The following is a 25797-nucleotide window of genomic DNA, read 5'->3' as shown; positions in this document are numbered from 1 at the left end:
ATAAAAAAGGTCCTTGGATTCGGATTTCAAGTGCAACACTAGGGTACCAGTGGTTGGAACAGATTTAAGAATAAAACACTTGGCGTTTCGTAGCCAAGTGTTTTTCTCGGCCGGTGGTTCAACTCATCTTGAACCCTGCGTATCTCCCGATCGCTGATGTTTCGGAAATCGGTTTGTTTGGGGAAATATTGCCGGATGAGTCCATTGGTGTTCTCATTCAGCCCTTTTTCCCAAGAATGGTAAGGGCGGCAAAAATAGGTTTTCGCCTTCAATGCTTTGGCTATTTTGGTGTGTTGGTAGAACTCTTTGCCGTTATCCATGGTGATGGTGTGGACTCTGGCTTTATATGCCTTTAATACCCTAATGGCCGCCCGGGCAGTGTCTTCGGCTTTTAAGTTCTTTAATTTGCAGATGATGGTGTAGCGGGTAGTGCGTTCGACCAAGGTCAATAACGCGCTTTTCTGATTTTTGCCGACGATGGTGTCGGCCTCCCAATCGCCGATGCGGGTTTTCCGGTCGACGATAGCAGGTCGGTTCTCTATGCCGACGCGGTCGGGCACTTTGCCTCTGGTCCATGTGCTGCCGTAGCGTTTGCGGTAGGGTTTGCTGCATATTCTGAGGTGTTGCCACAAAGTGCCGCCGTTGCTTTTGTCTTGGCGAAGGTAGCGGTAAATGGTGCTGTGATGGAGTGTGATCCCGTGGTGTTTATGCAGGTAGGCACATACTTGTTCGGGACTGAGTTTGCGGCGGATAAGGGTGTCGATGTGTTGAACCAGCTGCGAATCGAGCTTATAGGGTTTTCGCCGGTGCTGTTTGGTCAGCCGGCTTTGCTTCTGTGCTTTTTCGGCGCTGTATTGCTGTCCTTGGATGCAGTGCCGCTTGATTTCGCGGCTGATGGTGCTTTTGTGGCGGTTGAGCTGTTTGGCGATTTCGGCGATGGTGCAGTGGCGGGACAGGTATTGGATATGGTATCGTTCGTCTTGGGTCAGTTGTGTGTAGCTCATGGCAATCTTTCTTGCAGGACAGGCCGTATGCTACCGCATACTGGCCTTTTTCTGTTATGGAAAGTTGCACTTCAAATGCGAATCCGCCGTCGTCTGAAAACCTGATTACGGGTTTTCAGACGACCTTTCGTCTTAGGGCTTCAATATTTCACATCGGCAATGCGGTTTTACAAATCCTGCAAACGCTCGACCGAAGGGGCGTAGTAATATGCGCCGGAAACGGCGGTGGAAAGATACTTGAGCAGCAGGTCGGTTTTGCCGTCGGCATCGCCGAACATATGTAAAAGTTGTACTTCGATGTTGTGCAGGGTGTGGCAGTAGGCGGTAAACATCAGGCCGTGTTCGCCGCTGATTTTGCCGAAGGGCAGGCTGCGGCGGACGATTTTCAGACCCACGCCGTTTTCTTTCAGGTTGACGCGACCCAAATGCGAATCGGGCAGGCGCACGTCTTTGCTGAACTCTTCATTCGCTTCTTTGCTGCGGCCGACGCTGGCTTCTTGTTCGGCAACGGGGACGGCATCCCATTTTTTCAGGTCGTGCAGGTATTTTTGCAGCAGGACGTAGCTGCCGCCGGCATCGGGTCGGCCTTCGGGAATAATGGCGACATTGCGGACGTTTTCATCGCCTTGCGGGTTTTCAGTGCCATCGACAAAGCCGTCCAGTCCGCGGTCTTCATACAGGCGCAAGCCGTGTTCCTCGGTAGCAACGCTGATGCTGTCGCCGAACGCGGTCAGGACGGATTGGGCGAGTGCGAAGGCGGCGTTTTGGCGGTAGGCTTGGATATGGATGTAAATATCGTGCTGGGTCGAGGGCGCAAGACCGTTGCCCATGACGGGGAAGGGTTTGATTTCGCTGCCTTCTTCTGCGTGTCCGAATGCTTTCCATGCGTCGCTGCCGAAGGCGATGGTCATGCCTAAAATATCTTCGGGAAAGCGGGTTTTCAGCTTCGCCAAAGCTTCAAGCGAGCTTCGGCAGGCGGTTTTGATGTCATCGTAGCGACCGCCGCGGATGTCGGCTTCGATAAATATGCCGGCTTGGGCGTGATCGGGGATGATGGCGGTTTGCGGGCGGGGCATTGTGTTTCCTTTTCGGTTTATTGGATTTTTCAGGCGGTATTATAGCACTTAAGGTTTTCAGACGACCTCGTCTGAAAGGGCGGATATGATAGAATCCGCCGTTTGTTTTTTGATTTTCAACAGGTTCGCTTTATGTTCGGTACGATGTTTTTGATTATGATTGTATTGCTCCAGCTTTTCACGTTCGGACTGGGGCGTTCGTTGCAATGGCTGTTCGCGCCGGTGGTCGGCAAGGCGGGCAGGCGTTGGCTGATGGGGGTGTCGTATTTCGTGACTAACGGCCTGTTGGCGGGGCTTTTGTTGGAATTGGGACATTTTATGTTCCGCATCATGGCGTTTTGGATGGTGTTGCTGCTGTTTGTGATGTATGCGGCATTGGCGACGTTTATCCTGTTTCTGCTGCTGCGCAAATTCGTGGCCAGCCGGTCGCTGTCGCGCAGCCTGCGCTTGTTTGCGCCGCTGTTTGTGTTCGGCTTGGTCGGCTTTGGGATGTACAACGCCTATACGCCCGTTGTTCGTCATCAGACCGTCGTGATTGATAAGAAAATGGACAAACCGCTGCGTATCGGCATGGCAAGCGACCTGCACTTGGGAATTTTGTTCGGCGCGCGGCAACTGGATAAGCTGGTGGACATCATGAACCGCGAAAAAGTCGATTTAATCCTGTTGCCGGGCGATTTGATGGACGACAACGTCGATGCCTACCGCAAAGAGAATATGCAGCCGCATCTGGGTCGTCTGAAAGCGCCGTTGGGCGTTTACGCGACTTTGGGCAACCACGATATGTTCGGCGACAGCGCGCGCATCCGCCATGACCTCGAAGCGGCAGGCATTACCGTACTCGGCAACCAAGTGTTGCAACACGATGCTTTCCTGCTCGTCGGCCGCAACGATGACTTGGATCACGAACGTCCGTCTGTCGCGCAGTTGCTGGAAAACCACAATACCGACCAGCCTGTTTTGCTGATGGACCACCGCCCGACCGAAGTCGAGACACACGCCACGCTGCCTATCGATGTTCAAGTTTCCGGCCATGTACACAACGGTCAAATCGCGCCGGCAAACCTGATTGTGCGCACGCTCTACCGCCTTGCCTACGGCTACGAGGAAATCGGCGGAAGACACTTTTTTGTTACGTCCGGCTACGGTTTCTGGGGGATTCCGCTGCGCTTGGGTTCGCAGTCGGAAGTGTGGGTGATTGATGTGAAGGGAAGTATAGTGGATTAAATTTAAACCAGTACGGCGTTGCCTCGCCTTGCCGTACTATTTGTACTGTCTGCGACTTCGTCGCCTTGTCCTGATTTAAATTTAATCCACTATAACTTATTGAAATGAAGATATAAGGTGTATGAAAAAGGTCGTCTGAAACAAAATTCGGACGGCCTTTTTTATGACTTATGGGCAAAAAAAATCTATTTGGGTTATAATGCCATCAAACTAAATCAACTCTGCGGATTGGTTTTCGTTCGCGAAAAATCTGCAAAATACTCAACACATTACTTCAATAAATAATCAAGGATGAGCATTATGGGAATCATTAGTCTTATTTTCATCGCCGTGATATTGGGCTTTCTGCTGATTAATTTCAAACAAAAGCTCAGCCGTTGTAAAAAAGATTACCAAGAATCTTTCGTTGCATTGCGTATCGCTTTGGCGTGTAGGCACCAGGCAGTCAGACATGTTTTAGATGCGTCAAAAATCTACTTGGGGCGCGAAGGTGACGATATGGATAAAGGTTTGTTGTCCGCCTGTGGCGATGCAGAAGCAATATTGAGCCAGGCATCCAAATCTTTTTCGCCGGAATCGCTCTCCCGCCTGTGCAATGCGGAAGCAGAATTAAACAAATTGCTCCGAAGCTTGCAGGAAGCTTTGGAAAAAAACTTAAAACAACGACCCGACGAAGGGTTGAAAAGCCAGCTTGAAATGCTGGATGCAGCTGAAAACGACGTTGTTTCCGCGCGCCGTGCTTACAACCGCTCCGCAGAACGCTACAACCGCATACTGAGAAAGTCCACGAGCGGAATTATTGCGAAGGTATTGGGCTATCATGTCAAAGCAAGCCTGATTAAATTTGAAGACAACAATGGCCCTCAAATGAGCAAACATTTACTGGCTCGTTCGTAATCCTTATTTGAAAGTATGACGGGTTTGGATGGGACTCCCTTATCGTCATCATCCCTTGTCCGATAAAAAGGTCGTCTGAAAACCATGTTTCAGGTTTTCAGACGACCTTTGTTTTTCAAAACGGAATCAACCGCCGCATGCGCCGCAGCAACCGCCTTCGCTGTGTCCGCCGCGTTTTTCTTCGTTGTTGACTACGGGCAACTCGACTTCTTCAGACTGTTCTTTTTTGTCTTCGGGCAGGTCGTTGACTTTGATTTTGTTTTCTTCTGACATTTTGGGCTCTCTTTAAAAAAGATGGAAAGGTGTACCACGATACCATCGGGCGGCGGATAAACCAAGTCGGATTTAAGATTTTTTGCGATTCGGTTTGATGAATCGCAAATCGTGCCGGTTTGGAATAGCTGACGTGATAACGGAACGCTGGTTATCGCGTCCCGTTTGGGTTTTCAGACGACCTTTGGGCATCAGTTCAGGCGATTTTTCTTACCGAACCAAACAAAACCGATGGCACCCAAAACAATCATCGGAACGCTTAACCATTGTCCCATCGACAAGCCCAAGGTGAGCAGGCCGAGATAGTCGTCGGGCTGGCGGGCATATTCGGCGATGAAGCGGAAGAAGCCGTAGCCGCCGAGGAAGAGGGAGGCGACTTGTCCGGTCGGACGCGGTTTTTTGGAGAAAATCCATACGACGATGAAGAGGCAGATGCCTTCAAGGGCGAATTGGTAGAGTTGCGAAGGGTGGCGCGGCAGGACGTGGTATTGCTGCATCCATTCCGCCCAAAGCGGGTTACGCACGGCGGCGTTGAGGTCTTCTGCGTGCGCTTGCGGGAAGCCCATTGCCCAAAAGGCGTTGATGTCGGTAATGCGGCCCCAGAGTTCGCCGTTGATGAAGTTGCCGATACGGCCGGAAGCCAAACCCAGCGGAACGAGCGGTGCGACGAAATCCATGGTTTTCAAGGTACTGATTTTGTGTTTGCGGCTGAACAGCCACATGGCAATGACGACGCCCAAGAAGCCGCCGTGGAACGACATGCCGCCTTCCCAAACTTTGAGCATTTCAAGCGGATGGTCGAGGTAGTATGAGAATTTGTAAAACAGGATATAGCCGAGCCGTCCGCCGAGGATGACGCCCAACACGCCCCAAGTCAGGAAGTCGTCGAGCATTTCTTGGGTAAAGGCGGTGTTGCCTTGTTTGATGCGGCGGCGGCCCAGCCATAGGAAGAGCATAAAGCCGACGATATAGCTGAGGGCATACCAGCGGATGGCGACTGGTCCGATACTGATTGCAATGGGGTCAAACTGCGGATGTATCATCATGATGTGTGTTCCTTATGGGAAGGGCGGTTTATGTGTTTTAGCCCGACAAAGGTCGTCTAAAAATGCCGATTGGGATTTTCAGACGACCTTTTGTGTGATAGGGAAAAATAATTATCGTAAATCATCGACAACGTTCAAAACAGCCGACAACATGGCTTCGCCCAAACGCAGGGAGCGTTGGCCGTTCCAGCCGAAGTCATCGTCGGGCAGGTTGGCGTTGTCTTTAAACGGCATTTCGAGCGTATAGGCGAGGCAGTCGAAATGATTGCCCACCCAGTTGGTCGCGAGCGTCATGTTTGCCTGACCGGGCGCATCTTTTTCATAGCCGTATTCGTCTTGGAAGTCGGGGCTGGCGGAGAGCAGGGCGGTTTTGAACTGAGTTTCCAACGCGGCAATGCGCGGATTGTAGTTCGGCACGCCTTCCGTACCGGCGACAAAGACAAACGGCAGCCCTTCGTCGCCGTGAATGTCTAGGAACAAATCCACGCCGGTTTCCAGCATTTTTTCGCGCACGAGGAAGACTTCCGGGCTTTTTTCCAAAGTCGGGTTTTCCCATTCGCGGTTGAGGTTTGCGCCGGCAGCATTGGTGCGCAGGTTGCCCAATACCGAGCCGTCGGGGTTCATGTTCGGCACGATGTAGAAAGTGGCGCGGTCGAGCAGGGTGCGCGCGGTCGGGTCTTGCGGATCGAGCAGGCGGCCGAGCAGCCCTTCGATAAACCATTCCGCCATCGTTTCGCCCGGGTGTTGGCGGGCGATAATCCAGATTTTCATGTCGCTTTCGACTTGGTTGCCGATGGTCAGCAGATTGATGTCGCGGCCTTGCACCGTGCTGCCCAAGTCGTCGATGCGGCAAAGCCCGCTGCCTTGCGCGTCGCCCAAGAGGTTTAAATGCTGCTCGTGGGAGTAGGGCTCGAAATAGGCGTAGTAAACGCTGTTGGAGAGAGGCGTATGGTTGATGGTCAGCACGCCGTTTTCGTATTCGGTCGGGACGCGGAACCAATTTTGACGGTCGTAAGAGGCGCACGCCTGATAATCTTCCCAGCCTTGCGGATAAGCCGAATCCGCCGCGTTTTCAAAGTGCATCACGCAATTCTGATACGCCGCACCTTGCAGGCGGAAGTAAAACCATTGGGCGAAATTGGAAGCGTTGTCCGGACGCAGGGCGAGGCGGATATTGGCAGGGTCGGTCAGGTCTTTGACGACGACGGAGCCGGCATCAAATTGAGTGCTGATTTTAATCATGGGAAAGTCCTCGGTATATCGGGCGAACCGGATAACCGTTGTTTGAAAAAATGTGTGGGCGATAACCGTATCCGTCGGCGACGTCAAACCGATATGCCCGAATCCGTTGATTCTACCATTCCGACGGGCGCGTTCTCAACCGATAAGGGGCGGGGAATGTTGTTTCAGACGACCTTTGACGTTAAGATAGGGCAGATTCACTTTAAATCAGGACAAGACGGCGAGGCAGCAAACAGTTGCGAAGCTGATTTTTACTGATTCAAAGGTAATCCGCTATAATGATTAAATTGTTAATAATGAGACACGATTATGAGCGAATCCCATCCCATTTCCGCAGCCGATAAAGCGCGCATTTTAGCCGAAGCCCTGCCGTATATCCGCCGTTTTTCCGGCTCCGTCATCGTCATCAAATACGGCGGCAACGCCATGACCGAGCCTGCTTTGAAAGAGGGCTTCGCCCGCGATGTCGTTTTGCTCAAACTGGTGGGCATCCACCCCGTCATCGTCCACGGCGGCGGCCCGCAAATTAATGAAATGTTGGAAAAAATCGGTAAAAAAGGCGAATTCGTGCAAGGCATGCGCGTGACCGACGGCGAAACGATGGATATCGTCGAAATGGTGTTGGGCGGTCATGTCAATAAAGAAATCGTCTCGCTGATTAATTTGCAGGGCGGACGCGCGGTCGGCGTCACCGGGCGCGACAACCATTTCATCAAAGCGAAAAAACTGCTGGTCGATACGCCTGAACGGGCAGGCGTGGACATCGGACAAGTCGGCACGGTCGAAAGCATAGACGTGCGCCTGATTGAAGGCTTGATCGAACGCGGCTGCATCCCCGTCGTCGCGCCCATCGGCGTCGGCGCAAAAGGCGAAGCCTTCAACATCAACGCGGACTTGGTCGCAGGCAAACTGGCGGAAGAGTTGAACGCGGAAAAACTGCTGATGATGACCAATATCGCCGGTGTGATGGACAAAGAAGGCAACCTGCTGACCAACCTGACCCCAAGCCGTATCGGCGAATTAATCGCAGACGGCACGCTCTACGGCGGTATGTTGCCCAAAATCAGCTCCGCCGTCGAAGCGGCAAGCAACGGCGTCAAAGCCACCCACATCATCGACGGCCGCCTGCCCAACGCGCTTTTACTGGAAATTTTCACTGATGCGGGCATAGGCTCGATGATTTTGGGTGAAAGTTCATAACGGTCGGCAGATGATTCAAGGCTTGTTAAACAGCAGGCCTTGCCAATACCCAAATACCAAATACACAAAAGGTCGTCTGAAAACCTGTTTCAACGCTCATAGAGAATGCAGAAACGGATTTTCAGACGACCTTTTTGTTATTTTCAACCCTATTGGGGTTGCACATTAAAAGGCATATCGATCTTTTGCCATTGCGCGCTTTCGTAGTCGAGCGCGGCGGCGATTAGGGGGTGCTGTTCGAGCCAGTTTTGGCTGATGCGCAGGATGAAGCCTTTGCCGGTTTCGTCGGCGCGCAGTTGGGTTTGCGGCGGCAGATCCAAAGGCAGGCGGGCGCGGCAGAAAAGTGCGGCGAGGCGCAGGGAGAGGACGGCGTACCAAAGCATTTCGCTGCTGCCGACGATGTCCGCCATTTTTTTCATGTCGCCGCGGTGTCCGATGACCAGTTGCGCGAGTATGGTTTGCTCTTTGCGGGAGAAACCGGGCATATCGGCGTTTTCGAGGATGTAGGCGGAGTGTTTGTGGTAGCCGGTGTGGGCGATGTCGAGTCCGATTTCGTGCAGCCTGCCTGCCCAGCCGAGGTATTGTTTCCATTGGGCAAGGTCTTGGACGGTTACGTTTTTGGCGTGGCACAGGCTGTCCATAAAGGCTTGCGCGGTTTCGGCGACGCGTTTGGCTTGGTTGAAGCTGACGTGGTAGCGGTTTTGGAACTCGGCGGTCGTCTGATCGCGCATGTCTTCGTTCAAACCGCGTCCAATCAGGTCGTAGAACACGCCGTCGCGCAGAGCGGCTTCGGTAACGGTCATTTTGGTGAGTTCGAGTTCTTCAAACGCTGCCATCATGACAGCCAGTCCGCCGGCGAACACTTCCACGCGCTCGGGCTTGAGGCTTTCGAATTTGGCTTTTTTGACGGAACCGGCTTCAATAATACGGTCGGCGAGGTAGCGCATGCCTTTGTAGGTGATGTCGGCTTCTTGGGGCAGCTCGGCGGCGATGAGGTCGCGGATGGATTTGGCGGAGCCGGAGGTGCCGATGGCGAAATCCCAACCTGTACGCTTCATGAGTTTGCTGATGCGCTGGATTTCGTTGCGTGCGGCGGAGATAGCGGCTTGGAAGTCTTTGGCGGTGATTTTGTTTTGGAAAAAACGCAGGCTGTAAGTGACGCAGCCTAAGGGCAGGCTTTCGGTAGCGAGCGGCTGGAGGTCGGAGCCGATGACGAATTCGGTCGAGCCGCCGCCGATGTCGATGACGAGCATTTTGTCGCCGTTGGGCGGCAGGGTGTGGACGACGCCGGTGTAAATGAGGCGGGCTTCTTCACGGCCTGCGATGATTTCGATGGGGAAGCCCAGTGCGGCTTCGGCTTTTGGTAGGAATTGGGCGATATTTTTTGCTACGCGGAAGGTATTGGTCGCCACGACGCGCACTTGTTCGGGTTTGAACCCGCGCAGCCGTTCGCCGAATTTTGCCAAACAGTCCAAGGCGCGCTCTTGGGATGCTTCGTCGAGGTTTTTATGTTCATCCAAACCGGCGGCAAAACGCACCATTTGTTTGAAGGAATCGATGACTTTCAGTTGTCCGTTGTTGTTTTCGCAAACTTGGAGGCGGAAGCTGTTGGAACCTAAATCGACGGATGCCAGGACGTTGGTGGGCGTAGTGGTCATGAAGAAATACCGGTGGATAAACGAAGCTCTAATGTTACTCTGTCCCGCCGTTGATTGACAATATCGCAGATCAACTTTAAACCGCCGCAATATTGCACCGTATTGATGTATCACGCATTGTCTGTTTCAAGTCAATCTGCTCATCAATGATGTACGCCACCTTTGATTCCGCACGGAGATATTCTTATAATAGCCGTTTTGCAAACGTCAAAAGGTCGTCTGAAAACAAAAATAGGGTTTTCAGACGACCTTTAAACCGACTAAACGAATGACAGTACACATGAAAACGGAAAACCTGATCCTCACGCCCGAATCCCCGTCCCGCCGCCGCTTTTTACTGGCTGGCGGCGCATTGCTGCTCAGTCCTGCAGCCGCACTCGCCGGCGCGCAACGCGAAGAAACGCTTGCCGACGATGTCGCTTCAGTGATGCGCAGCTCCATCAACAATGTCAATCCGCCGCGCCTCGTGTTCGCCGATCCAAACGAAGGCGAACGCTGGCTGGCGGCGATGTCCTCCCGCCTTGCCCGCTACGTTCCCGATGCCGCCGAACGCCGCCGCCTGCTGATCAACATCCAATACGAAAGCAGCCGCGCGGGGCTGAATACCCAAGTGATTTTGGGCTTGATCGAAGTCGAGAGCGCGTTCCGCCAATATGCCATCAGCGGCGTGGGCGCGCGCGGGCTGATGCAGGTCATGCCGTTTTGGAAAAACTATATCGGCAAACCTTCGCACAATCTGTTCGATATCCGCACCAACCTGCGCTACGGCTGCACCATCCTGCGCCACTACAACAATATCGAAAAAGGCAACATTGTCCGCGCTTTGGCGCGCTTCAACGGCAGCCTGGGCAGCAACAAATACCCCAACGCCGTCTTGGGCGCATGGCGCAACCGCTGGCAATGGGGCTGACCGCGGGGTATAAACGGCTGCGGCCCGTGCAAATGCAAACCCTTTTGAATCCTGTATAATCCGCACATCTGATAATTTTAAAATTTCAGACGACCTCAAAATCCTACCGGGTCGTCTGAAAAACCGTTTATGGCAAAAGACACCCGCATCCAAATGTTCCCGCACGAATGGCGTGCCAGCACCACCCTCTCCGGCGTTTACGCACTGCGTATGTTGGGGATGTTCTTGGTTCTCCCCGTTTTGTCCTTATATGCCGCCTCGTTGCCCGGCGCGGAAAACAACAAAACCTTGGTCGGTCTGGCAATGGGTATCTACGGACTGACGCAGGCTTTGCTGCAACTGCCTTTGGGTATCGCCTCCGATAAATTCGGACGCAAAAAAACCATTTATGTCGGACTGATTGTCTTTGCCGCCGGTAGTTTTCTCGCCGCTGCCGCCAACTCATTGCCCATGCTGGTTGCCGCGCGCGCCATCCAAGGGGCGGGCGCAGTCAGCGCCGCAGTGACCGCGCTGCTTGCCGACCTGACCCGGGACGGCGTGCGTACCCGCGCAATGGCGATGATAGGTTTGAGCATAGGTTTGACCTTTTCCGTCAGCCTTGTGGTCGCCCCGATGATTGCCGATATTATCGGCGTTCCCGGATTGTTTATGCTGACCGGCATCCTGACCATCATCAGCATAGGCGTTGTCGCTTGGATGACTCCTGATCCCGAAGTGTCCAAGCTGCACGAAGACACACAGGCGCAGCCCTCGCGCATGGGCGAAGTCCTCCGCGACCGCCAGCTTCTCAACTTGGATTTCGGCATTTTCGCGCTGCATGCCGCACAAATGGCGTTGTTCACCGCCCTGCCTTTTGCCATGACGCAGCTCGGTTTGGAAAAAATCCAGCATTGGAAAGTCTATCTGCCCTCGACTATTGCAGGGCTGGTGATTATGATCCCCCTCATCATCATCGGCGAAACCCGCAACAAGCTCAAGCAAGTCTTCATCCTCGGCATCGCCTGCATCGCAGCGGCGCAAATCGGCTTATTGTTCGGCATGCACTCGATTTGGCTGATTACCGCCTATCTGGTTGTTTACTTTATCGGCTTCAACGTATTGGAAGCCAGCCTGCCGTCCATGGTGTCTAAGATTGCACCGGCCGATTTGAAAGGCACGGCGATGGGCGTTTACAATACCATGCAGTCCGTCGGGCTGTTTGTAGGCGGCGCAAGCGGCGGATGGCTGTTTCAACAATACGGCTTTGCAGGCGTTTTCACCTTTTGCAGCATATTGATGCTGTTATGGCTGGTCATCGCCGTACTCGCACCCGCGCCCAAACCCGTCAGAAACCTCAGCTATCCCGTCAGCCGCGCATGGCAGGAAAAACACGATTCGCTCTACCAAGCATTGTCCCAAGTCGAAGGCGTCGAAAGCATTACCTTCAGCGCAGACAAACAAACCATTTACATCAAGGCGTTGCAAAAAGGATTTGACCAAGAGGCCGCCGAAAACATCATCACAGGAGTTTAAAAAATGTCATTGAACAAAGTCATCCTTATCGGCCGTCTCGGTCGCGACCCCGAAGTCCGCTATATGCCCAACGGCGAAGCCGTCTGCAATTTCAGCGTCGCCACCAGCGAAACATGGAACGACCGCAACGGCCAGCGCGTGGAACGCACCGAGTGGCACAACATCACCATGTACCGCCGTCTTGCCGAAATCGCCGGACAATACCTGAAAAAAGGCAGCCAAGTTTATCTGGAAGGCCGCATCCAAAGCCGTAAATACCAAGGCAAAGACGGCATCGAACGCACCGCATACGACATTATCGCCAATGAAATGAAAATGCTCGGCGGCCGCAACGACAACAGCGGCGGCGCACCTTACGACGACGGCGGTTACAGCCAAGGCGGCTACCAACAACAAGCGCCGCAACAACAGTACCAAGCCGCCCCGCAAAACCAAGAGCCTCCTGCCGCCCCACGCCGCCAAGCACCCGCCGCACCGGCAGCCCCTGTCGAAGACATCGACGACGATATTCCGTTCTGAGTTACATATAATTAAATATTGTAAAATATAACACAAAAAAATGAGAGAAACCTTATAAAATAAGGTTTCTCTTTTTTACACTTTTATTGACACAGGCGGATTGAGACCTTTGCAAAATCCCCCAAAATCCCCTAAATTCCCACCAAGACATTTAGGGGATTTCTCATGAGCACCTTCTTCCAGCAAACCGCACAAGCCATGATCGCCAAACACATCGACCGCTTCCCATTATTGAAGTTGGATCAGGTGATTGATTGGCAGCCGATCGAACAATACCTGAATCGTCAAAGAACCCGTTACCTTAGAGCGTGTTCATAGTCTTCGTAGCAGGACTCCCAAGAAAGCCAAAGCTACCATTTGCAGACTGGTACTCAACTTACGCTCGCAGTTTTTCCAAAGCCGCCTGTTCTTTTCCAACCAGGAAAAGCTGCGCTCTACTACCCATCGCTTCGGCAATACTGCAAAACGGTGCAATTCGTTTCGTTTGGCAATCTCTACCTCCGCACCAATCAACTCCTGTACCGACGAAGCAAATGCCTTACCCGTGTAACCACCGTCAGCAAGGATTTTTTGTATCGCACCAAGATTATCCCGCCCACGTTCCAATGCCACCAGGCAGCCTTTTCTATCCGTAACATCCGCCGTCGTTACCGCAAGGGCATGCGGCAAACCTTGCGTGTCAACCGCTATATGTCGCTTGATACCGCTAACCTTCTTGCCCGCATCGTAGCCTTTTTCCATGGCGGTATCCGTGTTCTTCACACTCTGCGCATCAATAATCAGGAAAGTAGTTGCTTCATGGCGCCCCTGCTTGCGGCGCTCCGCAACTACCTGATTTTTTTAATGCTTCCTCAAGGATGCTGATGCCACTCTCGCGTGGTTCGGTCCATCTCTGGAAGTAGGAATGCACGGTGCGCCATTTGGGGAAGTCGCCCGGCAAAGCGTGCCAGGAGCAGCCAGTGCGTTGCAGGTAGAGAATGGCACAAAAGACATCGTACAAGTCCACCTGGCGTGGCGCTGTGCGTTTACGGGCACTTTCCAGCAGGGGAAGGAGAGGCGCAAATTGCTCGCGACTGATATCGCTTGGGTAGGTTTTTCTGTTCATGCCGATAGTTTACAGCAGAGGCTGAGACAATGAACACGTTCTTAGAGACCACCGCGGCCGTCCCGCCTATCCCCTGTTGTCCATGTTCAAAGCCGTCCTGCTCGGACAATGGCACAGCCTCTCCGATCCCGAACTCGAACACAGCCTCATCACCCGCATCGATTTCAACCTGTTTTGCCGCTTTGACGAACTGAGCATCCCCGATTACAGCACCTTATGCCGCTACCGTAACTGGCTGGCGCAAGACGACACCCTGTCCGAATTGCTGGAACTGATTAACCGACAACTGGCCGAGAAAAACCTAAAAGTAGAGAAGGCATCCGCCGCCGTCATTGACGCCACCATTATTCAAACCGCCGGCAGCAAACAGCGTCAGGCCATAGAAGTCGATGAAGAAGGACAAGTCAGCGGCCAAACCACACCGAGTAAGGATAAAGATGCCCGCTGGACAAAGAAAAACGGCCTCTACAAACTCGGTTACAAACAACATACCCGTACCGATGAGGAAGGCTATATCGAGAAACTGCACATCACTCCTGCCAATACCCATGAGTGCAACCATCTGTCCCCTTTGTTGGAAGGCATTGCCGAAGGTACGACCGTCTATGCCGATAAAGGCTACGACAGTAAGGAAAACCGGCAACATCTGGAAGACCATCAGTTGTTAGACGGCATTATGCGCAAAGCCCACCGCAACCGTCCGCTGACGGAAAATCAAACGAAGCGTAACCGGTATTTATCGAAAACCCGTTATGTGGTCTAACAGAGCTTCGGTACGCTGCACCGTAAATTCCGCTATGCCCGGGCAGCCTATTTCGGGCAGATTAAAGTGAGTGCGCAAAGCCATCTGAAGGCGATGTGTTTGAACCTTTTGAAAGCCGCCAACAGGCTAAGTGTGCCTGTTTGCGCCTAAAAGGCGGTCCGGATGCCTTATTATCAGGTATCCGGGGAGGATTAAGGGGGTATTTGGGTAAAATTAGGAGTGATTGGGGGAGAAAACAGCCGAAAACCTGTTTTTGGGTTTCGGTTGTTGGAGGAAAAGAAATTTTGCAAAGGTCTCTGCCTTTTGCGTTGAAGTTTTCCAACCACCGCCCGATACGTTTTTCGTTATAATCATCCCGATTCCTGTTTATATATATTTCAAAATGTTCAAACGCTTCCCTTTATTTTTCCTCTGTGCCGCACTGTTTTCGGGCTGCGCCACTCATCCCAAGCACACCCCCGCCGCCGTGGAAACTGCCGAAACACTCGGTCTTTCCACCGCACCGCAACCACCGATTGCGCCGCAATGGTGGCGTGCGCTCAACGATGCCAAGCTCGACAGCCTGATTGACACCGCCCTCGCGCGCTCGCCCGATTTGGCGGCGGCACAGGCGCGCTTGCGGCAGGCGCAGGCGGGGGCGGATTTGGCGGATTCGCAGCGCGGCGTGAAGATTGGATTGGGGCTGAGCGGCGCACTGCTGCACCGCGACGGCGTAAACGAGCGCGAGAAGCCCGAACTCATCAGCGATTTGGAAAAGCGGCTGCTGGGCGACCACGGCACCAATATCACCTATGAATCGCTGCAACTGCAAGGGCAATGGTCGCCCGATGTGTTCGGCAAATACAAGCACCAGCTGGAAGCCGCACTGGGGCAGCAACGCGCCGTGGAATACGAAATCGCGCAGACGCGGCTGCTGCTGGCGCAGGGCGTGGCGACGTATTACCGCCAATGGCAGTTGCTGCTGGAAACGCGGCAGCGCGTGGCGCAGCGGGCGCAGTTGAATCGCGAACGCGAGCAGGTGGTGCGCGAGCTGATTCGCGCAGGACAACTTGCACCGAGCAAACTCTATGCCGTGCAACAGGGCAACAGCCGTTTTCAGGCTGCCTTGTCAGATTTGGACGGCAATATTGCCCAAGTGCGCCACGCGCTTGCCGCGCTGACAGGACAACCGGCGCAGGCGTTGGACACTTTCACGCCCAATCCCGCCACCACCACCCCCGCACCGCCCGTGTCGCAGCTCACCGCCGATTTGCTCGGCAAACGCCCCGATTTGGCGGCGCAGCGCGAGGCACTGACCGCCCGCCGCCATCTGGTTGCCAGCGCGAAAACCGAGTTTTATCCGAACATTACCATCAAGGCGCTGGCCGGCTTGTCCAATGTGGAAATCGGCAACCTGCCGCATTCGTCGTCGTTTCTCGCCGGACTGCTGCCGAGCGTGAGCCTGCCGATTTTTACTTCCGGCACGTTGCGGGCGAACCTGTCGCGCAAGGAAGCCGAGTTTGACGAGCAGGCGGCGCGTTACAACAAAAACGTTTACACCGCCCTGCGCGAGGCGGCCGACGCGCTGACGCAATACGAAACCGCTGCCGCAGCCGTGCGCGACCAAACCGAAATGACCGCGCTGGCCCGCAAAAACGCCGCCGCCGCGCAAAGCCGCTACCGCGCGGGGTTGGACAACAAGCTTGACTGGCTCGCCGCGCAGGACGAAACCCTGCAAAACGAAGCGCAACTGGCGCAGGCACAGGCGAAGCTATTTACCGCGTGGCTGGCGTTAAATACCGCCTTTGGCGGAGGTTTTGCGGCGGACAAATAAGGCAGCCTGAAAATCTGAAACCGTGTAGGTCAAATATAAGTATCCCATCCCAGTAATCTCTTCTTGGCTAAAATATCGCGCAAACCGCCCTACTCATACAGGATTTTAATATGAACCAAACAACTGACTTTATCAAACAAGGCATTCAAGCCAACCTTATCCGTCTGACCGATGCCGACCGTATCGAATACGTCTTTGAACAACGTTCCCGCAATTTCAGTAATCCTGAAGAAAAAGTTCAAGCCGAAGCCTATTGCCGCCTGATCCTCCAATATGGCTATCCCCAAAAGCGTGTCCGCAATTTCGTGTCCGTAACCATGGGGTCGGAGAAAAAAGAAGCGGACATTGTGGTTTATCGTGATGACGAGTGCCTGATGCCGCATATTTTGGTGGAATGCAAAAAGGCCGAAGTCAGCGAAGCCGAATTTATCCAAGCAGTCGAACAAGCCTATTCCTACGCCTTTGCCTTGCCCAACAACGTCAAATATGTATGGGTAACATCTTCCATCAGAAACGAATATTTTTCCGTTGATAAAAACCGCAACAGCCGCTCCACCCTACCCGATATCCCGCCTTTCGGTGTAAACAAACTCGCCCCATACAAATACGTTAAAGGCGCAACACAAAACAGCGGCGCAGGCAAACAGCAGTTTTTCGATTTGCAGATTGTGGACGAAGCCGACCTTACCCGCCGTTTCAAACAAGCCCACAACGCCCTGTGGGCAGGCGGCCAGCTCAATCCTTCCGAGGCCTTTGACGAACTCGACAAACTCATCTTCTGCAAAATCTGGGACGAGCGCAAACCGCGCAAAAATGGCGAGCCCTATGATTTTCAAATCATCCTTACCGCAGATGAAGGTGCGGGCAGCGAAACACAGCAGCAGAAGAACCGTGCGCAGAATACACAAGAATTATTCAAGCGCGTTACCGGTCTTTATGAAGAGGGCCGTCTGAAAGATGCCGAAGTATTTAAAGACAATATCCGCCTCACGCCCGAGCGCGTGCGCACCATCGTCGGCTACCTGCAAGACGTAAACCTGAGCAAAACCGACCTTGATAGCAAAGGTCGCGCCTTTGAAACCTTTATGGATTCCTTCTTTCGCGGCAGCTTCGGACAATATTTCACCCCGCGCCGCATTGTGAAATTCATCGTGGATGTCCTGCCCATCAGCCACGACCATTTTGTGCTGGATACCAGTTGTGGCAGCGGCGGCTTTTTGCTGCACGCATTAGACAAAGTGCGCCGAGAAGCCGACGAATACTACAGCGAAGGCAGCGCTGATCACTTCCGCCACTGGCACGATTTTGCCGAAAAAAAACTTTACGGCATCGAAATCAATGAACAAATCAGCCGTGCCGCCAAAATGAACATGATTATTCATGATGATGGCCATACCAATATCATCACTGCCGACGGCTTGCTTAGCGACAAAGCGCTGCAAAATCAAAGCAACAACCTGGGTTTCAAATACAACCACTTTGATTTCATCATCACCAATCCGCCTTTCGGCAGCATCGTTAAACAAACTGAACAAGCCTATCTTGCAACTTACAGCTTTGGCATGAGCGACGTTTCTTGGCTAGACATCAAAAACAGCGGCGTACAAAACCGGGAAAGCCAAAAAACCGAAATCCTGTTTATCGAACAATGCCGCAACTTCCTCAAAGAGGGTGGCTATCTCGCCATCGTCATCCCTGACGGCATTTTGACCAACAGCAGCCTGCAATACGTGCGTGACCAAATCGAAACTGACTTCCGCATTATCGCTGTGGTCAGCCTGCCGCAGACCGCCTTTACCGCCACCGGCGCAGGCGTAAAAAGCAGCGTTATGTTTTTACGCAAATATCCCAAAGCCGAAAGTGAACGCATTAAAACCCTGAAGCTCGATATTCAAAACGCCTTAAAAAATCGCCACCGCTACATCAACCAACTCAAAGACTGGGATAACGAGAAAAAAAGCATACTTAAAAATGCTACCGGTATCAAATACAGCGGAACACTCGCCGAATTCAAAAAAACCGACGCCTATAAAGAATGGAAAAGCGAAATTAGCAGCGGATACAGCGATAAAGTTAACGAACTGAAAGAGCGAATGATTGAAGAATATCTACAAGAAAAACGCCGTCAGCTTCCCGACTACCCGATTTTTATGGCGATTGCCGAACAAATCGGCTACGACGCTACGGGCAAAGACACCCCAATTAACGAGTTGGACACCATCGCCGCCGAACTCGCCCGCTTTATCGAGGAGGTGAACCATGGCAACGTTTGATTTTTCAGAAAAACTGCCTTTCGGCGAGATGTTTTTAGTCAGGTCGTCTGAAATTGAGGGGCGGATTGATCCACTTTACTATCAGACCATTCACAATTTCATTTTTGCCAAACAGAAAAAATACACCGTCAGCAAAATGGTGGATTGTATCGATATGCAACGGGGACGTTTTGGACATCGACCAAGAAACGATCCCAAACTATACGGCGGAGATTACCCGTTTATCCAAACAGGCGATATTGTCAAAGCCAGCCAAAATGCTGGAAAAATTACTTATAGCCAAACCTTAAACAAACTAGGTTTGAAAACCAGCCGTCTACAAACAGAAAAAGCCGTTATCCTAACGATTGCAGCCAATATCGGCGATACCGCCATTTTGGACTATCCCGCCTGTTACCCTGACAGTCTGATTGCACTCACGCCAAAATCCGATGATTTGCGACTGGAATACATCAATATCTATTTCAAATTCATCAAATCGTTTTTGGAAGATTTAGCTCCGCAAGCGGCACAGAAAAACATCAATTATCAACAGTTAGCCCCTGTTCCCATTGTTATCCCACCGCTTGCCGTTCAAGACGAAATTATCCGTATCTATGAAAACGCCTTGTTGGCACGCAACAGTAAACAAAAACAAGCCCAAACCCTGCTAACCAGTATCAACGACTACCTGTTGGGCGAGCTGGGCATTACCCTGCCCGAAACCGACAACAGCCTAAACAGCCGTATATTTACCGTGCAGATGAGCGAAGTGGGTGGGGGTGCATTTGACCCGTTTACCCAGTTCAACAAACATTACCGCATCGAAGGCGGCAAATACCCCAATGAGCGTTTGGACAACATCGCCTTTTTGCAAAAAGGGCAAAGCATTACTTCAGACGACATCGTCAGCGGTGATTACCCCGTGATCGCAGGCGGACAAAGCAGCCCGTACAGCCACAACGTCTGCAACCACAAAGGCAACGTGATTACCGTCAGTGCCAGCGGTGCATATTCGGGCTATGTCTGGTATCACGATTACTCGATTTTTGCCTCTGACTGTACGGTCATTTTTTCCAAAGATGAAAATAAACTGATCACTGAATTTTTGGCAGAAGTGCTGAAAGTGAAACAGCAGGAAATTTATTTGTTGCAAAAAGGCGCAGGGCAGCCGCACGTTTACCCCAACGACTTGGCAAAACTCAACATTCCTTTGCCCGACAAACCCACGCAACAAAAAATCATCGCCCATATCCAAGCCATCAAAGCCCAAGCCACGGCCCTGCAAGCCGAAGCCGAACAGCTTTTAAGCCAAGCCAAAGCCGAGATTGAACAGATGATTTTGGGAGGCGCACAATGATGACGCTCACAGGTATTTTAGAACGCTCGTTAGGCGGCTTCACCTGCCTGCGGGGCTTTGCCAGCATTAAAGAATTGGCAAAACATTCCCGTGCGGAATTTTCGTATCAGCGGGAATTGAACAAACAGCACATTGAGGAGATTAAATATTATTTGGGGCAGAGAGAATATCTGTTTTTCCCTGAAATCATTCTCGGACACAGATTAGCCAGTGATGCGCCGATTGCTTTGGCACAAGATGAATCCCAATTACTCAATATTGGGGAGAAGAAAAATTATCCGATTGATATTGCACTCACTGAAGCGAAATCCCGCAAAGGCGCATTTAAAAATCTAAAACTGGCTTCGTTTACCATTGAAAAGGAAAGCCTGCTACTCAGAATCGACGGCAACCACCGCTTGAGTGCCATAGATCAGTCTGACGAACGGGATTACCAAGTTCCGTTTTGCCTGATTTTGTTTTCAGACAATGATATGGATAACAAACAGCAAAGCGTGATTTTCCATTATATCAACTCCCGTGGGCTACCCCTAACACTTGAAGAAAACCTGCTTGCCGTTTTTCAAAAAGACAAATTTGAAGATGGAGAAATACGAAGGCATTTTGGTGAGGGCTTCCTGCTTGCCAAGCACTTGTTTGATTCCATTGATTTTGACCATATTCCGCATATCGCAGAATTTTGCAAAAAAGAAAAATGCCGTTGCAGTTTGCTCAAAAATATTACCGAACTATTGAACGAGCATTTAGGGGAAAATTGCAGCGCCGCTACAATTAAGTCAAAAATCCACAAAGTAGAAGATATCATCGCAAACAGCGAAGACATCAAAAATCATCTTTCGGTTAGTCTGCTGACAGTTATGTGCATCTTTGCCGTAAAAGACAATGGAAAATGGTTTACCGCATTTATCAACTGGATAAAAGGCAACCGCTTGTATCAACTTCAAAATATCAATCCGCAAAGTATGATTGATCTGTTTGAGCAGATTTACAGCAACGAGATCAAAATTTTCGTGGCAATGCCGTATTACGATGACAGCACAGTTGATGACTATAATGCCAGTATTGAGGAGACTTGCACTGAGTTATCCGCTCAACACGGATTAAATGTCCAATTATTCCCCATTATGCGGGTAAATGCCCCAACTGGCGACTTGATACAGGATATTTTCCAAAAAATAGACCGCTGCTCGATTTTTATCGCCGACATCACCACCAATAATGCCAATGTGCTATACGAATTTGGATACGCAAAAGGCAAGGGAAAAGACTATATTTTGCTGTTAAATAAGGATAAAAACCCAACTCCCCCGAAATCGGATTACCACAACGAACTGCGACACGAGTTTCAAGGCTATCAAAACCTCAAAGCCGTTTTGAAAACGCAAATCGAAGCCGTGTTAAAAGAACGGCGGTATTTTTAATCTGCATGCTGAGGTAGCCTGAAAATCTAAAACTTTGTCCCGTCCACCCCACCAAAGGAAACCCCATGCCCCTGCAATCCGGCGGCTACACCTTCAAGCCGCATGAAATGCCCTTTATGCCGGGTTCGCCCGCCTCGCCCGAGCATCCGAAAAAGCGGCGGCTCGCGTATCTTGCCATCGGTTTATTACTCGCGCTGTCGTCGGGCTTCCAAAACGGGCTGCTCACTGCCTCGCTGCCACAGCTGCGCGGCGATTTGTCGCTCGATTTGCAGCAGGGCGGCTGGATTCAGGCGGCGTATTTCATGGCTTACGCCTGCATGAGCGTCCTCTTTTTCAAAGTCCGCAAGGCGTATGGCCTGCAACGCTTCGTCCGCATCACCCTGTTCGCCCAGCTTGCCGCCAGCCTACTGCAACTGGTTTATCACCATTACGAAGTGGAACTCATCGCGTGTGTTGCCGCCGCCATCGCCGCCAGCGGCCTGCTGGTGCTGTCGATTTACTACATGATGCAGGGCTTTACCGGCACGAAAAAGCTGGTCGGGCTGGTGTTCGGGCTGGGTCTGATGCAGGTCGGCACGCCGCTGGCGCAGAGCCTCGTGCCGCTGCTGTATGGCGACGGCGACCTCAACGGCGTGTTCGCCTTTCAGGCTACCCTCGCGCTCGCCTGCACCGCCTGCCTGTTCGCCCTGCCGCTGCCGCCCGGCATCACCGTGCGCAAATCGTTCACGCTGACCGACGCGCTCAGCTTTACCCTGTTCGCTTCCGGCATCGCGCTGTTGTGCGCCTTTCTCGTGCAGGGGCGCACGGTGTGGTGGACGACGCAGTGGCTCGGCTGGCTGCTCGCGGGCGGAGTGGGGCTGACGGGGCTGGCGTTGTACATCGAATCGACGCGGCACAAGCCGATGCTGGACTGGCACTGGATGACCGTGCCGCAAATCCTCATCTTCGCCGTGATGGGCGCGATGGCGCGGCTCTTGACCTCGGAGCAGACCGTCGGCGCGGCGGGGCTGATGGGCGCGGTGGGCGTGGGCAGCGCGCAGATGAGCACGTTTTACCTGATTGTTGCGGGCGGAATGCTGGCGGGTGTGGTCGGCAGCCTGATTTTGCTGGATATCAACGACATCCGCCGCCCCGTGATGGTTGCGCTCGCCTGTTTCGCCCTCGGTGCGTGGCTGGAAATCGGCGTGGGCATGCAGACCCGCCCCGCGCAACTTTATTTCAGCCAGTTTATCGTTGCCTTTGCCTCGCTGCTGTTTATGGGGCCGATGATGCTTGAAGGCGCACTGCGCGCGCTGGCGAAAAGCCCCGACCACATGATGAGCTTCTCCGCCGTGTTCGGCCTGTCGCAAACCCTCGGCGGGCTGGCGGGTGCGGCGGCATTCAGCGCGTTTTTAACTTACCGCACCCGCGACCACCTCGCTGCCATCGCGCAAAACCTGACCCTCTCCAACCCCGCGCTCGCCGCCGACATCCAGCGCAACGCCGCCGCCCTCTCCGCCACCCTCTCCGACCCGGTGCTGCTGCAAGGCCGCGCCGTCTCGCAAATCACCGCGCAGGCGGGCAAAGAAGCGTCGGTGGCGGCATACAGCGACCTGTTCGCGCTGCTGGCGGCGATGGCGGCGGTATCGACCCTCGTCGCCGTCGCCCTGTGGCTGTACCGCCGTTATTACAAGATTGATATTCTGGCGGCGGAGAAGGCAAAAGTGTTTGCGGCGTTGGGGAAATAGTGTTTCAGACGGCATTAAAGGCAGCCTGAAAACCACCGCACCAACCCATTAACCGAATCAACCCCCAAATCAACGGAAAGCAAAAAATGTCCCAACCCGACACCCCCGAACAACCCGACACCGAATCCCAAAAAACCGCCGTGCCGCAGCCCGAGATGCAGCCTGAAACGTCGTCTGAAACCCCGTCCGAGCCGCAAGAGCCCGCCCAATGGCAGCCTGAAAAACACCGTTTCGGCAGCATCGGCATACTCGCCGCCAGCGCAATCGGCGTGGTGCTTGCCCTGTATGCCTTCCGCCTGCCGCCCTTCGGCATGGGCGAGGTTTACACCAACAACGCCTATGTGCGCGGCAGCGTAACCGCCGTCAGCCCGCGCGTGGGCGGCTATGTGCAGAAAGTGCTGGTGCGCGATTTTGACAACGTAAAAGCAGGGCAGCCGCTGGTGGAAATCGACCCCGCGCCCTACCGCGCCAAAGTCGCCCAAGCCGAAGCTGGGCTGGCGGGGCAGCAGGCGGCGTTGAACAAAACCGCGCAGGACAAAGCCTCCGCCCTCGCCGTCTCCAAAGCCAACCAAGCCGCGATTGACAACGCCCGCGCCCAGCTTGACCGCGCCCGCCGCGAATGGCAGCGCATACAGGCGGTGAGTGCCGATGCCGTGTCGCAAAGCAGCCGCGATGCCGCGCAAACCGCCGTTAAACAAGCCGAAGCGGGCCTGAAACAGGCGCAGGAGCAATACGCCGTGGCGCAGCAGAACATCATCAACACGGGCGTAGGGCGCGAGGGCGCACAGGCGGGCATCGCCAACGCGCAAGCCCTGCTGGACTTGGCAAAACAGGATTTGGGGCATACTGTGATTTACGCGCCCGCCAGCGGCAAACTCGGCGAAGTCAGCGTAAAACAAGGGCAGCTTGTGAGCGCGGGCACGCAGCTGATGTCCGTCGTGCCGCCCGAACGCTGGATCATCGCCAACATCAAAGAAACCGATATGGCCAACGTGAAAATCGGGCAGAGTGCCAGCGTGAGTATCGACGCACTCGGCGGCAAGGCGTTCAGCGGCAAAGTCGCCGAAATCTCGCCCGCCACCGCTTCCGAATTCAGCCTGATTAAAGCCGACAGCGGCACGGGCAACTTCGTCAAAATCGCCCAACGCATCGCCGTAAAAATCGTATTTGACGCAGGGCAACAGGATTTGGAACGCCTCGCGCCGGGGATGTCGGCGGAAGTGAACATTGCTACGAAGTAAGGTAAAAGGTCGTCTGAAAAGTTTTCAGACGGCCTTTCAGACTGCTTTTTTTATTGAAGTAAAGCAAATCGGGCATTATCCGTGCATCAATTGCCCAACCCACTCAACAAAAAGCAGCCTCAAACTCCATTCCCCCATTTTCAGGCTGCCTTGTAAAATTCTATAATTACGTTTTTATGCCAAACCATTTATCTGCGAAAGTCCTACACCCAATTTGACGTTGCCGTCATCGGCGCAGGCCCGTCAGGCTCGGTTGCCTCCGCCCTGCTTAACAAACAGGGCTTCAAAGCATGCGCGCTGGAAAAAACAGCATTTTCCGCGCTTTGTGATTGGCGAGAGCCTGCTGCCGCACTGCATGGAAATGCTGGAAGAAGCCGGTTTTGCCGATGCCGTGCGCGCCGAGAAAGGCTTTCAGTTTAAAAACGGCGCAGCGTTCGCATGGCGCATTTCACGCGCATCACCGACAACATCGCCGCCGAAGCCGATTTTGACCGCAACAAAATCCTGATTACCACCCACCCGCAGCACCGCGACGTATGGTTTTGGACAATCCCTTTCGGCGACAACACCTGCTCGCTCGGCGTGGTCGGCACACCCGACAAACTGGCGGGCGATTCCGAAGCCGTGTTGAAACAAATAGTGGCAGAATGCCCCAATCTGGTTGATTTTTTTAAACATTCCGAATGGGAAAACGGCTTCCCCTACCGCAGCATCCAAGGCTATTCCGCCAATGTTAAAGCCCTGCACGGCAAACATTTCGCGCTGTTAGGCAACGCCGCCGAGTTTATTGACCCCGTGTTCTCATCGGGCGTAACCATCGCGCTGCATTCCGCCAAACTCGCCGCTGACCTGCTTGCCCGCCAGCTCAAAGGCGAAGCGGCAGACTGGCAGCGCGAGTTCGCCGAGCCGCTGATGGTGGGCGTAAACGCTTTTCGCACCTATGTGGACGGCTGGTACGACAACCGTTTCCAAAACGTGGTGTACGCACCCAACCGCGCGCCCGAAATCAGCCGCATGATTTCCGCCATTCTCGCGGGCTATGCGTGGGATACGGCAAACCCGTTTGTAGAAAAATCGGAACAGCGGCTGAACACGCTGGCGGAACTGGTGGGGGATTTGGCGTTTGAATAGGTGTTGATGTCGTCTGAAAACAGTTGCAGGTCGGGCATTGATGCCCGACAAACACCGACCTGTTTATCTTAAAATGAGACCTTTGCAAAATTCCCCAAAATCCCCTAAATTCCCACCAAGACATTTAGGGGATTTTGGGGAATTTTGCAAAGGTCTCAAAAGGAGAAGAAATATTACAAACAGCTGTTCCGTTAATTGAGCAAATTGATGAGTTATTTTTCGGAAAGTTGGATAACAACGAAGAACAATTTAAGCATTTTCTTGTTAGATTAAACAAAGAATAAGAATATTATTTATGGAGTTGTCAATTTTGATAGCTCCATACTACATTTGAAACTCAAAAATAGAGCATAGCTATAGAACAGAAATTTATTCAAGAGAATTATTTACACCAAAATATAGAAGTCCTCTGTTTTATTT

General features: G+C 52.8%; 19 protein-coding genes and 4 pseudogenes. 15 read left to right on the top strand and 8 right to left on the bottom strand.

Going from position 1 to position 25797, the window contains the following annotated elements; all coding sequences use genetic code 11:
* Positions 1 to 38 precede the first annotated feature (38 nt).
* Positions 39 to 1004 (bottom strand): IS30 family transposase, encoded by a 966-nt coding sequence (locus MON37_RS05370; protein WP_242883537.1) that lies wholly within the window; start codon positions 1002 to 1004, stop codon positions 39 to 41.
* Positions 1005 to 1171: 167 nt separating this feature from the next.
* Positions 1172 to 2080 (bottom strand): Dyp-type peroxidase, encoded by a 909-nt coding sequence (locus MON37_RS05365; protein ID WP_039405632.1) that lies wholly within the window; start codon positions 2078 to 2080, stop codon positions 1172 to 1174.
* 132 nt (positions 2081 to 2212) lie between these two features.
* Here MON37_RS05365 and MON37_RS05360 point away from each other — a divergent pair, with 132 nt between their 5' ends.
* Positions 2213 to 3307 carry a metallophosphoesterase gene (locus tag MON37_RS05360; protein WP_039405635.1) on the top strand — a complete coding sequence of 365 codons (1095 nt, stop codon included), beginning with the start codon at positions 2213 to 2215 and terminating at the stop codon, positions 3305 to 3307.
* On the opposite strand, the pseudogene MON37_RS05355 reads toward MON37_RS05360, so the two are convergent.
* A pseudogene (locus MON37_RS05355) lies at positions 3267 to 3401 on the bottom strand (IS5/IS1182 family transposase); the annotation flags it as partial. The gene MON37_RS05360 and the pseudogene MON37_RS05355 sit on opposite strands and share 41 nt — an antisense overlap.
* 206 nt (positions 3402 to 3607) lie before the next feature.
* Between MON37_RS05355 and MON37_RS05350 the strand changes: the two are divergent.
* The gene (locus tag MON37_RS05350) at positions 3608 to 4204 is read left to right on the top strand and encodes a LemA family protein (protein WP_039405638.1); all 597 of its coding nucleotides are present in this window, start codon (positions 3608 to 3610) and stop codon (positions 4202 to 4204) included.
* Between the two features lie 126 nt (positions 4205 to 4330).
* On the opposite strand, the gene MON37_RS05345 is transcribed toward MON37_RS05350, so the two are convergent.
* The 3 genes from MON37_RS05345 to MON37_RS05335 form a co-directional block, all read right to left on the bottom strand.
* Entirely contained in the window at positions 4331 to 4477 is a 147-nt protein-coding gene (locus MON37_RS05345) for a hypothetical protein (RefSeq protein ID WP_003767024.1), read from the bottom strand.
* 191 nt (positions 4478 to 4668) lie between these two features.
* The gene (gene lgt, locus MON37_RS05340; RefSeq protein ID WP_039405640.1) at positions 4669 to 5523 is read right to left on the bottom strand and encodes a prolipoprotein diacylglyceryl transferase; all 855 of its coding nucleotides are present in this window, start codon (positions 5521 to 5523) and stop codon (positions 4669 to 4671) included.
* A gap of 111 nt (positions 5524 to 5634) precedes the next feature.
* The gene (locus MON37_RS05335) at positions 5635 to 6765 is read right to left on the bottom strand and encodes a M14 family metallopeptidase (RefSeq protein WP_039405643.1); all 1131 of its coding nucleotides are present in this window, start codon (positions 6763 to 6765) and stop codon (positions 5635 to 5637) included.
* Positions 6766 to 7074: 309 nt separating this feature from the next.
* Here MON37_RS05335 and argB point away from each other — a divergent pair, with 309 nt between their 5' ends.
* Positions 7075 to 7965 (top strand): acetylglutamate kinase, encoded by an 891-nt coding sequence (gene argB / locus MON37_RS05330; protein ID WP_039405649.1) that lies wholly within the window; start codon positions 7075 to 7077, stop codon positions 7963 to 7965.
* A 149-nt stretch (positions 7966 to 8114) separates the two neighbouring features.
* Here argB and ppx read toward each other — a convergent pair whose 3' ends face one another.
* Positions 8115 to 9623 (bottom strand): exopolyphosphatase, encoded by a 1509-nt coding sequence (ppx, locus tag MON37_RS05325; protein WP_039405651.1) that lies wholly within the window; start codon positions 9621 to 9623, stop codon positions 8115 to 8117.
* A gap of 280 nt (positions 9624 to 9903) precedes the next feature.
* On the opposite strand from ppx, the gene MON37_RS05320 reads away from it, so the two are divergent.
* The 4 genes and pseudogenes from MON37_RS05320 to MON37_RS05305 form a co-directional block, all read left to right on the top strand.
* Complete coding sequence (locus MON37_RS05320; RefSeq protein WP_039405653.1) at positions 9904 to 10533, top strand: lytic transglycosylase domain-containing protein; 630 nt, start codon at positions 9904 to 9906, stop codon at positions 10531 to 10533.
* 129 nt (positions 10534 to 10662) lie between these two features.
* On the top strand, positions 10663 to 12045 hold the full coding sequence (locus MON37_RS05315) for an MFS transporter (protein WP_039405656.1): 1383 nt from the start codon (positions 10663 to 10665) through the stop codon (positions 12043 to 12045).
* A gap of 3 nt (positions 12046 to 12048) precedes the next feature.
* On the top strand, positions 12049 to 12564 hold the full coding sequence (locus MON37_RS05310) for a single-stranded DNA-binding protein (protein ID WP_003742079.1): 516 nt from the start codon (positions 12049 to 12051) through the stop codon (positions 12562 to 12564).
* Between the two features lie 165 nt (positions 12565 to 12729).
* A pseudogene (locus MON37_RS05305) lies at positions 12730 to 12870 on the top strand (IS5/IS1182 family transposase); the annotation flags it as partial.
* 6 nt (positions 12871 to 12876) lie between these two features.
* On the opposite strand, the gene MON37_RS05300 reads toward MON37_RS05305, so the two are convergent.
* Positions 12877 to 13669 (bottom strand): IS5 family transposase gene (locus tag MON37_RS05300; protein WP_242883556.1). Its coding sequence is split into 2 segments (ribosomal slippage): positions 12877 to 13404 and positions 13406 to 13669, totalling 792 coding nucleotides; the frame shifts between segments, so codons are not numbered across the junction.
* Between the two features lie 40 nt (positions 13670 to 13709).
* On the opposite strand from MON37_RS05300, the pseudogene MON37_RS05295 reads away from it, so the two are divergent.
* The 8 genes and pseudogenes from MON37_RS05295 to MON37_RS05260 all read left to right on the top strand — a co-directional run.
* Positions 13710 to 14582, top strand: a pseudogene (locus tag MON37_RS05295) (IS5 family transposase); the annotation flags it as partial.
* 232 nt (positions 14583 to 14814) lie between these two features.
* Positions 14815 to 16245: an efflux transporter outer membrane subunit gene (locus MON37_RS05290; protein WP_242883801.1), complete on the top strand. Its 1431-nt coding sequence runs from the start codon at positions 14815 to 14817 to the stop codon at positions 16243 to 16245.
* Positions 16246 to 16355: 110 nt separating this feature from the next.
* On the top strand, positions 16356 to 18518 hold the full coding sequence (locus MON37_RS05285; RefSeq protein ID WP_039404621.1) for a type I restriction-modification system subunit M: 2163 nt from the start codon (positions 16356 to 16358) through the stop codon (positions 18516 to 18518).
* The gene (locus MON37_RS05280; RefSeq protein WP_052242804.1) at positions 18505 to 19857 is read left to right on the top strand and encodes a restriction endonuclease subunit S; all 1353 of its coding nucleotides are present in this window, start codon (positions 18505 to 18507) and stop codon (positions 19855 to 19857) included. Before MON37_RS05285 ends, MON37_RS05280 begins: the two co-directional genes overlap by 14 nt.
* Positions 19854 to 21278, top strand: coding sequence for a DNA sulfur modification protein DndB (locus tag MON37_RS05275; protein ID WP_039404624.1), 1425 nt, complete (start codon positions 19854 to 19856; stop codon positions 21276 to 21278). Before MON37_RS05280 ends, MON37_RS05275 begins: the two co-directional genes overlap by 4 nt.
* A 65-nt stretch (positions 21279 to 21343) precedes the next feature.
* Positions 21344 to 23005: an MFS transporter gene (locus MON37_RS05270; protein ID WP_039404627.1), complete on the top strand. Its 1662-nt coding sequence runs from the start codon at positions 21344 to 21346 to the stop codon at positions 23003 to 23005.
* A gap of 86 nt (positions 23006 to 23091) precedes the next feature.
* A complete protein-coding gene (locus MON37_RS05265) occupies positions 23092 to 24246 on the top strand; it encodes an HlyD family secretion protein (protein WP_003763928.1) in 1155 nt (384 codons plus the stop codon).
* A 192-nt stretch (positions 24247 to 24438) separates the two neighbouring features.
* Positions 24439 to 25377, top strand: a pseudogene (locus MON37_RS05260) (NAD(P)/FAD-dependent oxidoreductase).
* Positions 25378 to 25797 lie beyond the last annotated feature (420 nt).

Source organism: Morococcus cerebrosus, from assembly GCF_022749515.1.
GTDB lineage: Bacteria > Pseudomonadota > Gammaproteobacteria > Burkholderiales > Neisseriaceae > Neisseria > Neisseria cerebrosa.
This window is presented reverse-complemented; position numbering and strand designations above follow the sequence as displayed.

Excerpts from the sequence above, each read along its gene's own strand:
- MON37_RS05370 (WP_242883537.1), bottom strand. The coding sequence starts at position 1,004 with ATGAGCTACACACAACTGACCCAAGACGAACGATACCATATCCAATAC.
- MON37_RS05365 (WP_039405632.1), bottom strand. The coding sequence starts at position 2,080 with ATGCCCCGCCCGCAAACCGCCATCATCCCCGATCACGCCCAAGCCGGC.
- MON37_RS05360 (WP_039405635.1), top strand. The coding sequence starts at position 2,213 with ATGTTCGGTACGATGTTTTTGATTATGATTGTATTGCTCCAGCTTTTC.
- MON37_RS05350 (WP_039405638.1), top strand. The coding sequence starts at position 3,608 with ATGGGAATCATTAGTCTTATTTTCATCGCCGTGATATTGGGCTTTCTG.
- MON37_RS05345 (WP_003767024.1), bottom strand. The coding sequence starts at position 4,477 with ATGTCAGAAGAAAACAAAATCAAAGTCAACGACCTGCCCGAAGACAAA.
- lgt (WP_039405640.1), bottom strand. The coding sequence starts at position 5,523 with ATGATGATACATCCGCAGTTTGACCCCATTGCAATCAGTATCGGACCA.
- MON37_RS05335 (WP_039405643.1), bottom strand. The coding sequence starts at position 6,765 with ATGATTAAAATCAGCACTCAATTTGATGCCGGCTCCGTCGTCGTCAAA.
- argB (WP_039405649.1), top strand. The coding sequence starts at position 7,075 with ATGAGCGAATCCCATCCCATTTCCGCAGCCGATAAAGCGCGCATTTTA.
- ppx (WP_039405651.1), bottom strand. The coding sequence starts at position 9,623 with ATGACCACTACGCCCACCAACGTCCTGGCATCCGTCGATTTAGGTTCC.
- MON37_RS05320 (WP_039405653.1), top strand. The coding sequence starts at position 9,904 with ATGAAAACGGAAAACCTGATCCTCACGCCCGAATCCCCGTCCCGCCGC.
- MON37_RS05315 (WP_039405656.1), top strand. The coding sequence starts at position 10,663 with ATGGCAAAAGACACCCGCATCCAAATGTTCCCGCACGAATGGCGTGCC.
- MON37_RS05310 (WP_003742079.1), top strand. The coding sequence starts at position 12,049 with ATGTCATTGAACAAAGTCATCCTTATCGGCCGTCTCGGTCGCGACCCC.
- MON37_RS05290 (WP_242883801.1), top strand. The coding sequence starts at position 14,815 with ATGTTCAAACGCTTCCCTTTATTTTTCCTCTGTGCCGCACTGTTTTCG.
- MON37_RS05285 (WP_039404621.1), top strand. The coding sequence starts at position 16,356 with ATGAACCAAACAACTGACTTTATCAAACAAGGCATTCAAGCCAACCTT.
- MON37_RS05280 (WP_052242804.1), top strand. The coding sequence starts at position 18,505 with ATGGCAACGTTTGATTTTTCAGAAAAACTGCCTTTCGGCGAGATGTTT.
- MON37_RS05275 (WP_039404624.1), top strand. The coding sequence starts at position 19,854 with ATGATGACGCTCACAGGTATTTTAGAACGCTCGTTAGGCGGCTTCACC.
- MON37_RS05270 (WP_039404627.1), top strand. The coding sequence starts at position 21,344 with ATGCCCCTGCAATCCGGCGGCTACACCTTCAAGCCGCATGAAATGCCC.
- MON37_RS05265 (WP_003763928.1), top strand. The coding sequence starts at position 23,092 with ATGTCCCAACCCGACACCCCCGAACAACCCGACACCGAATCCCAAAAA.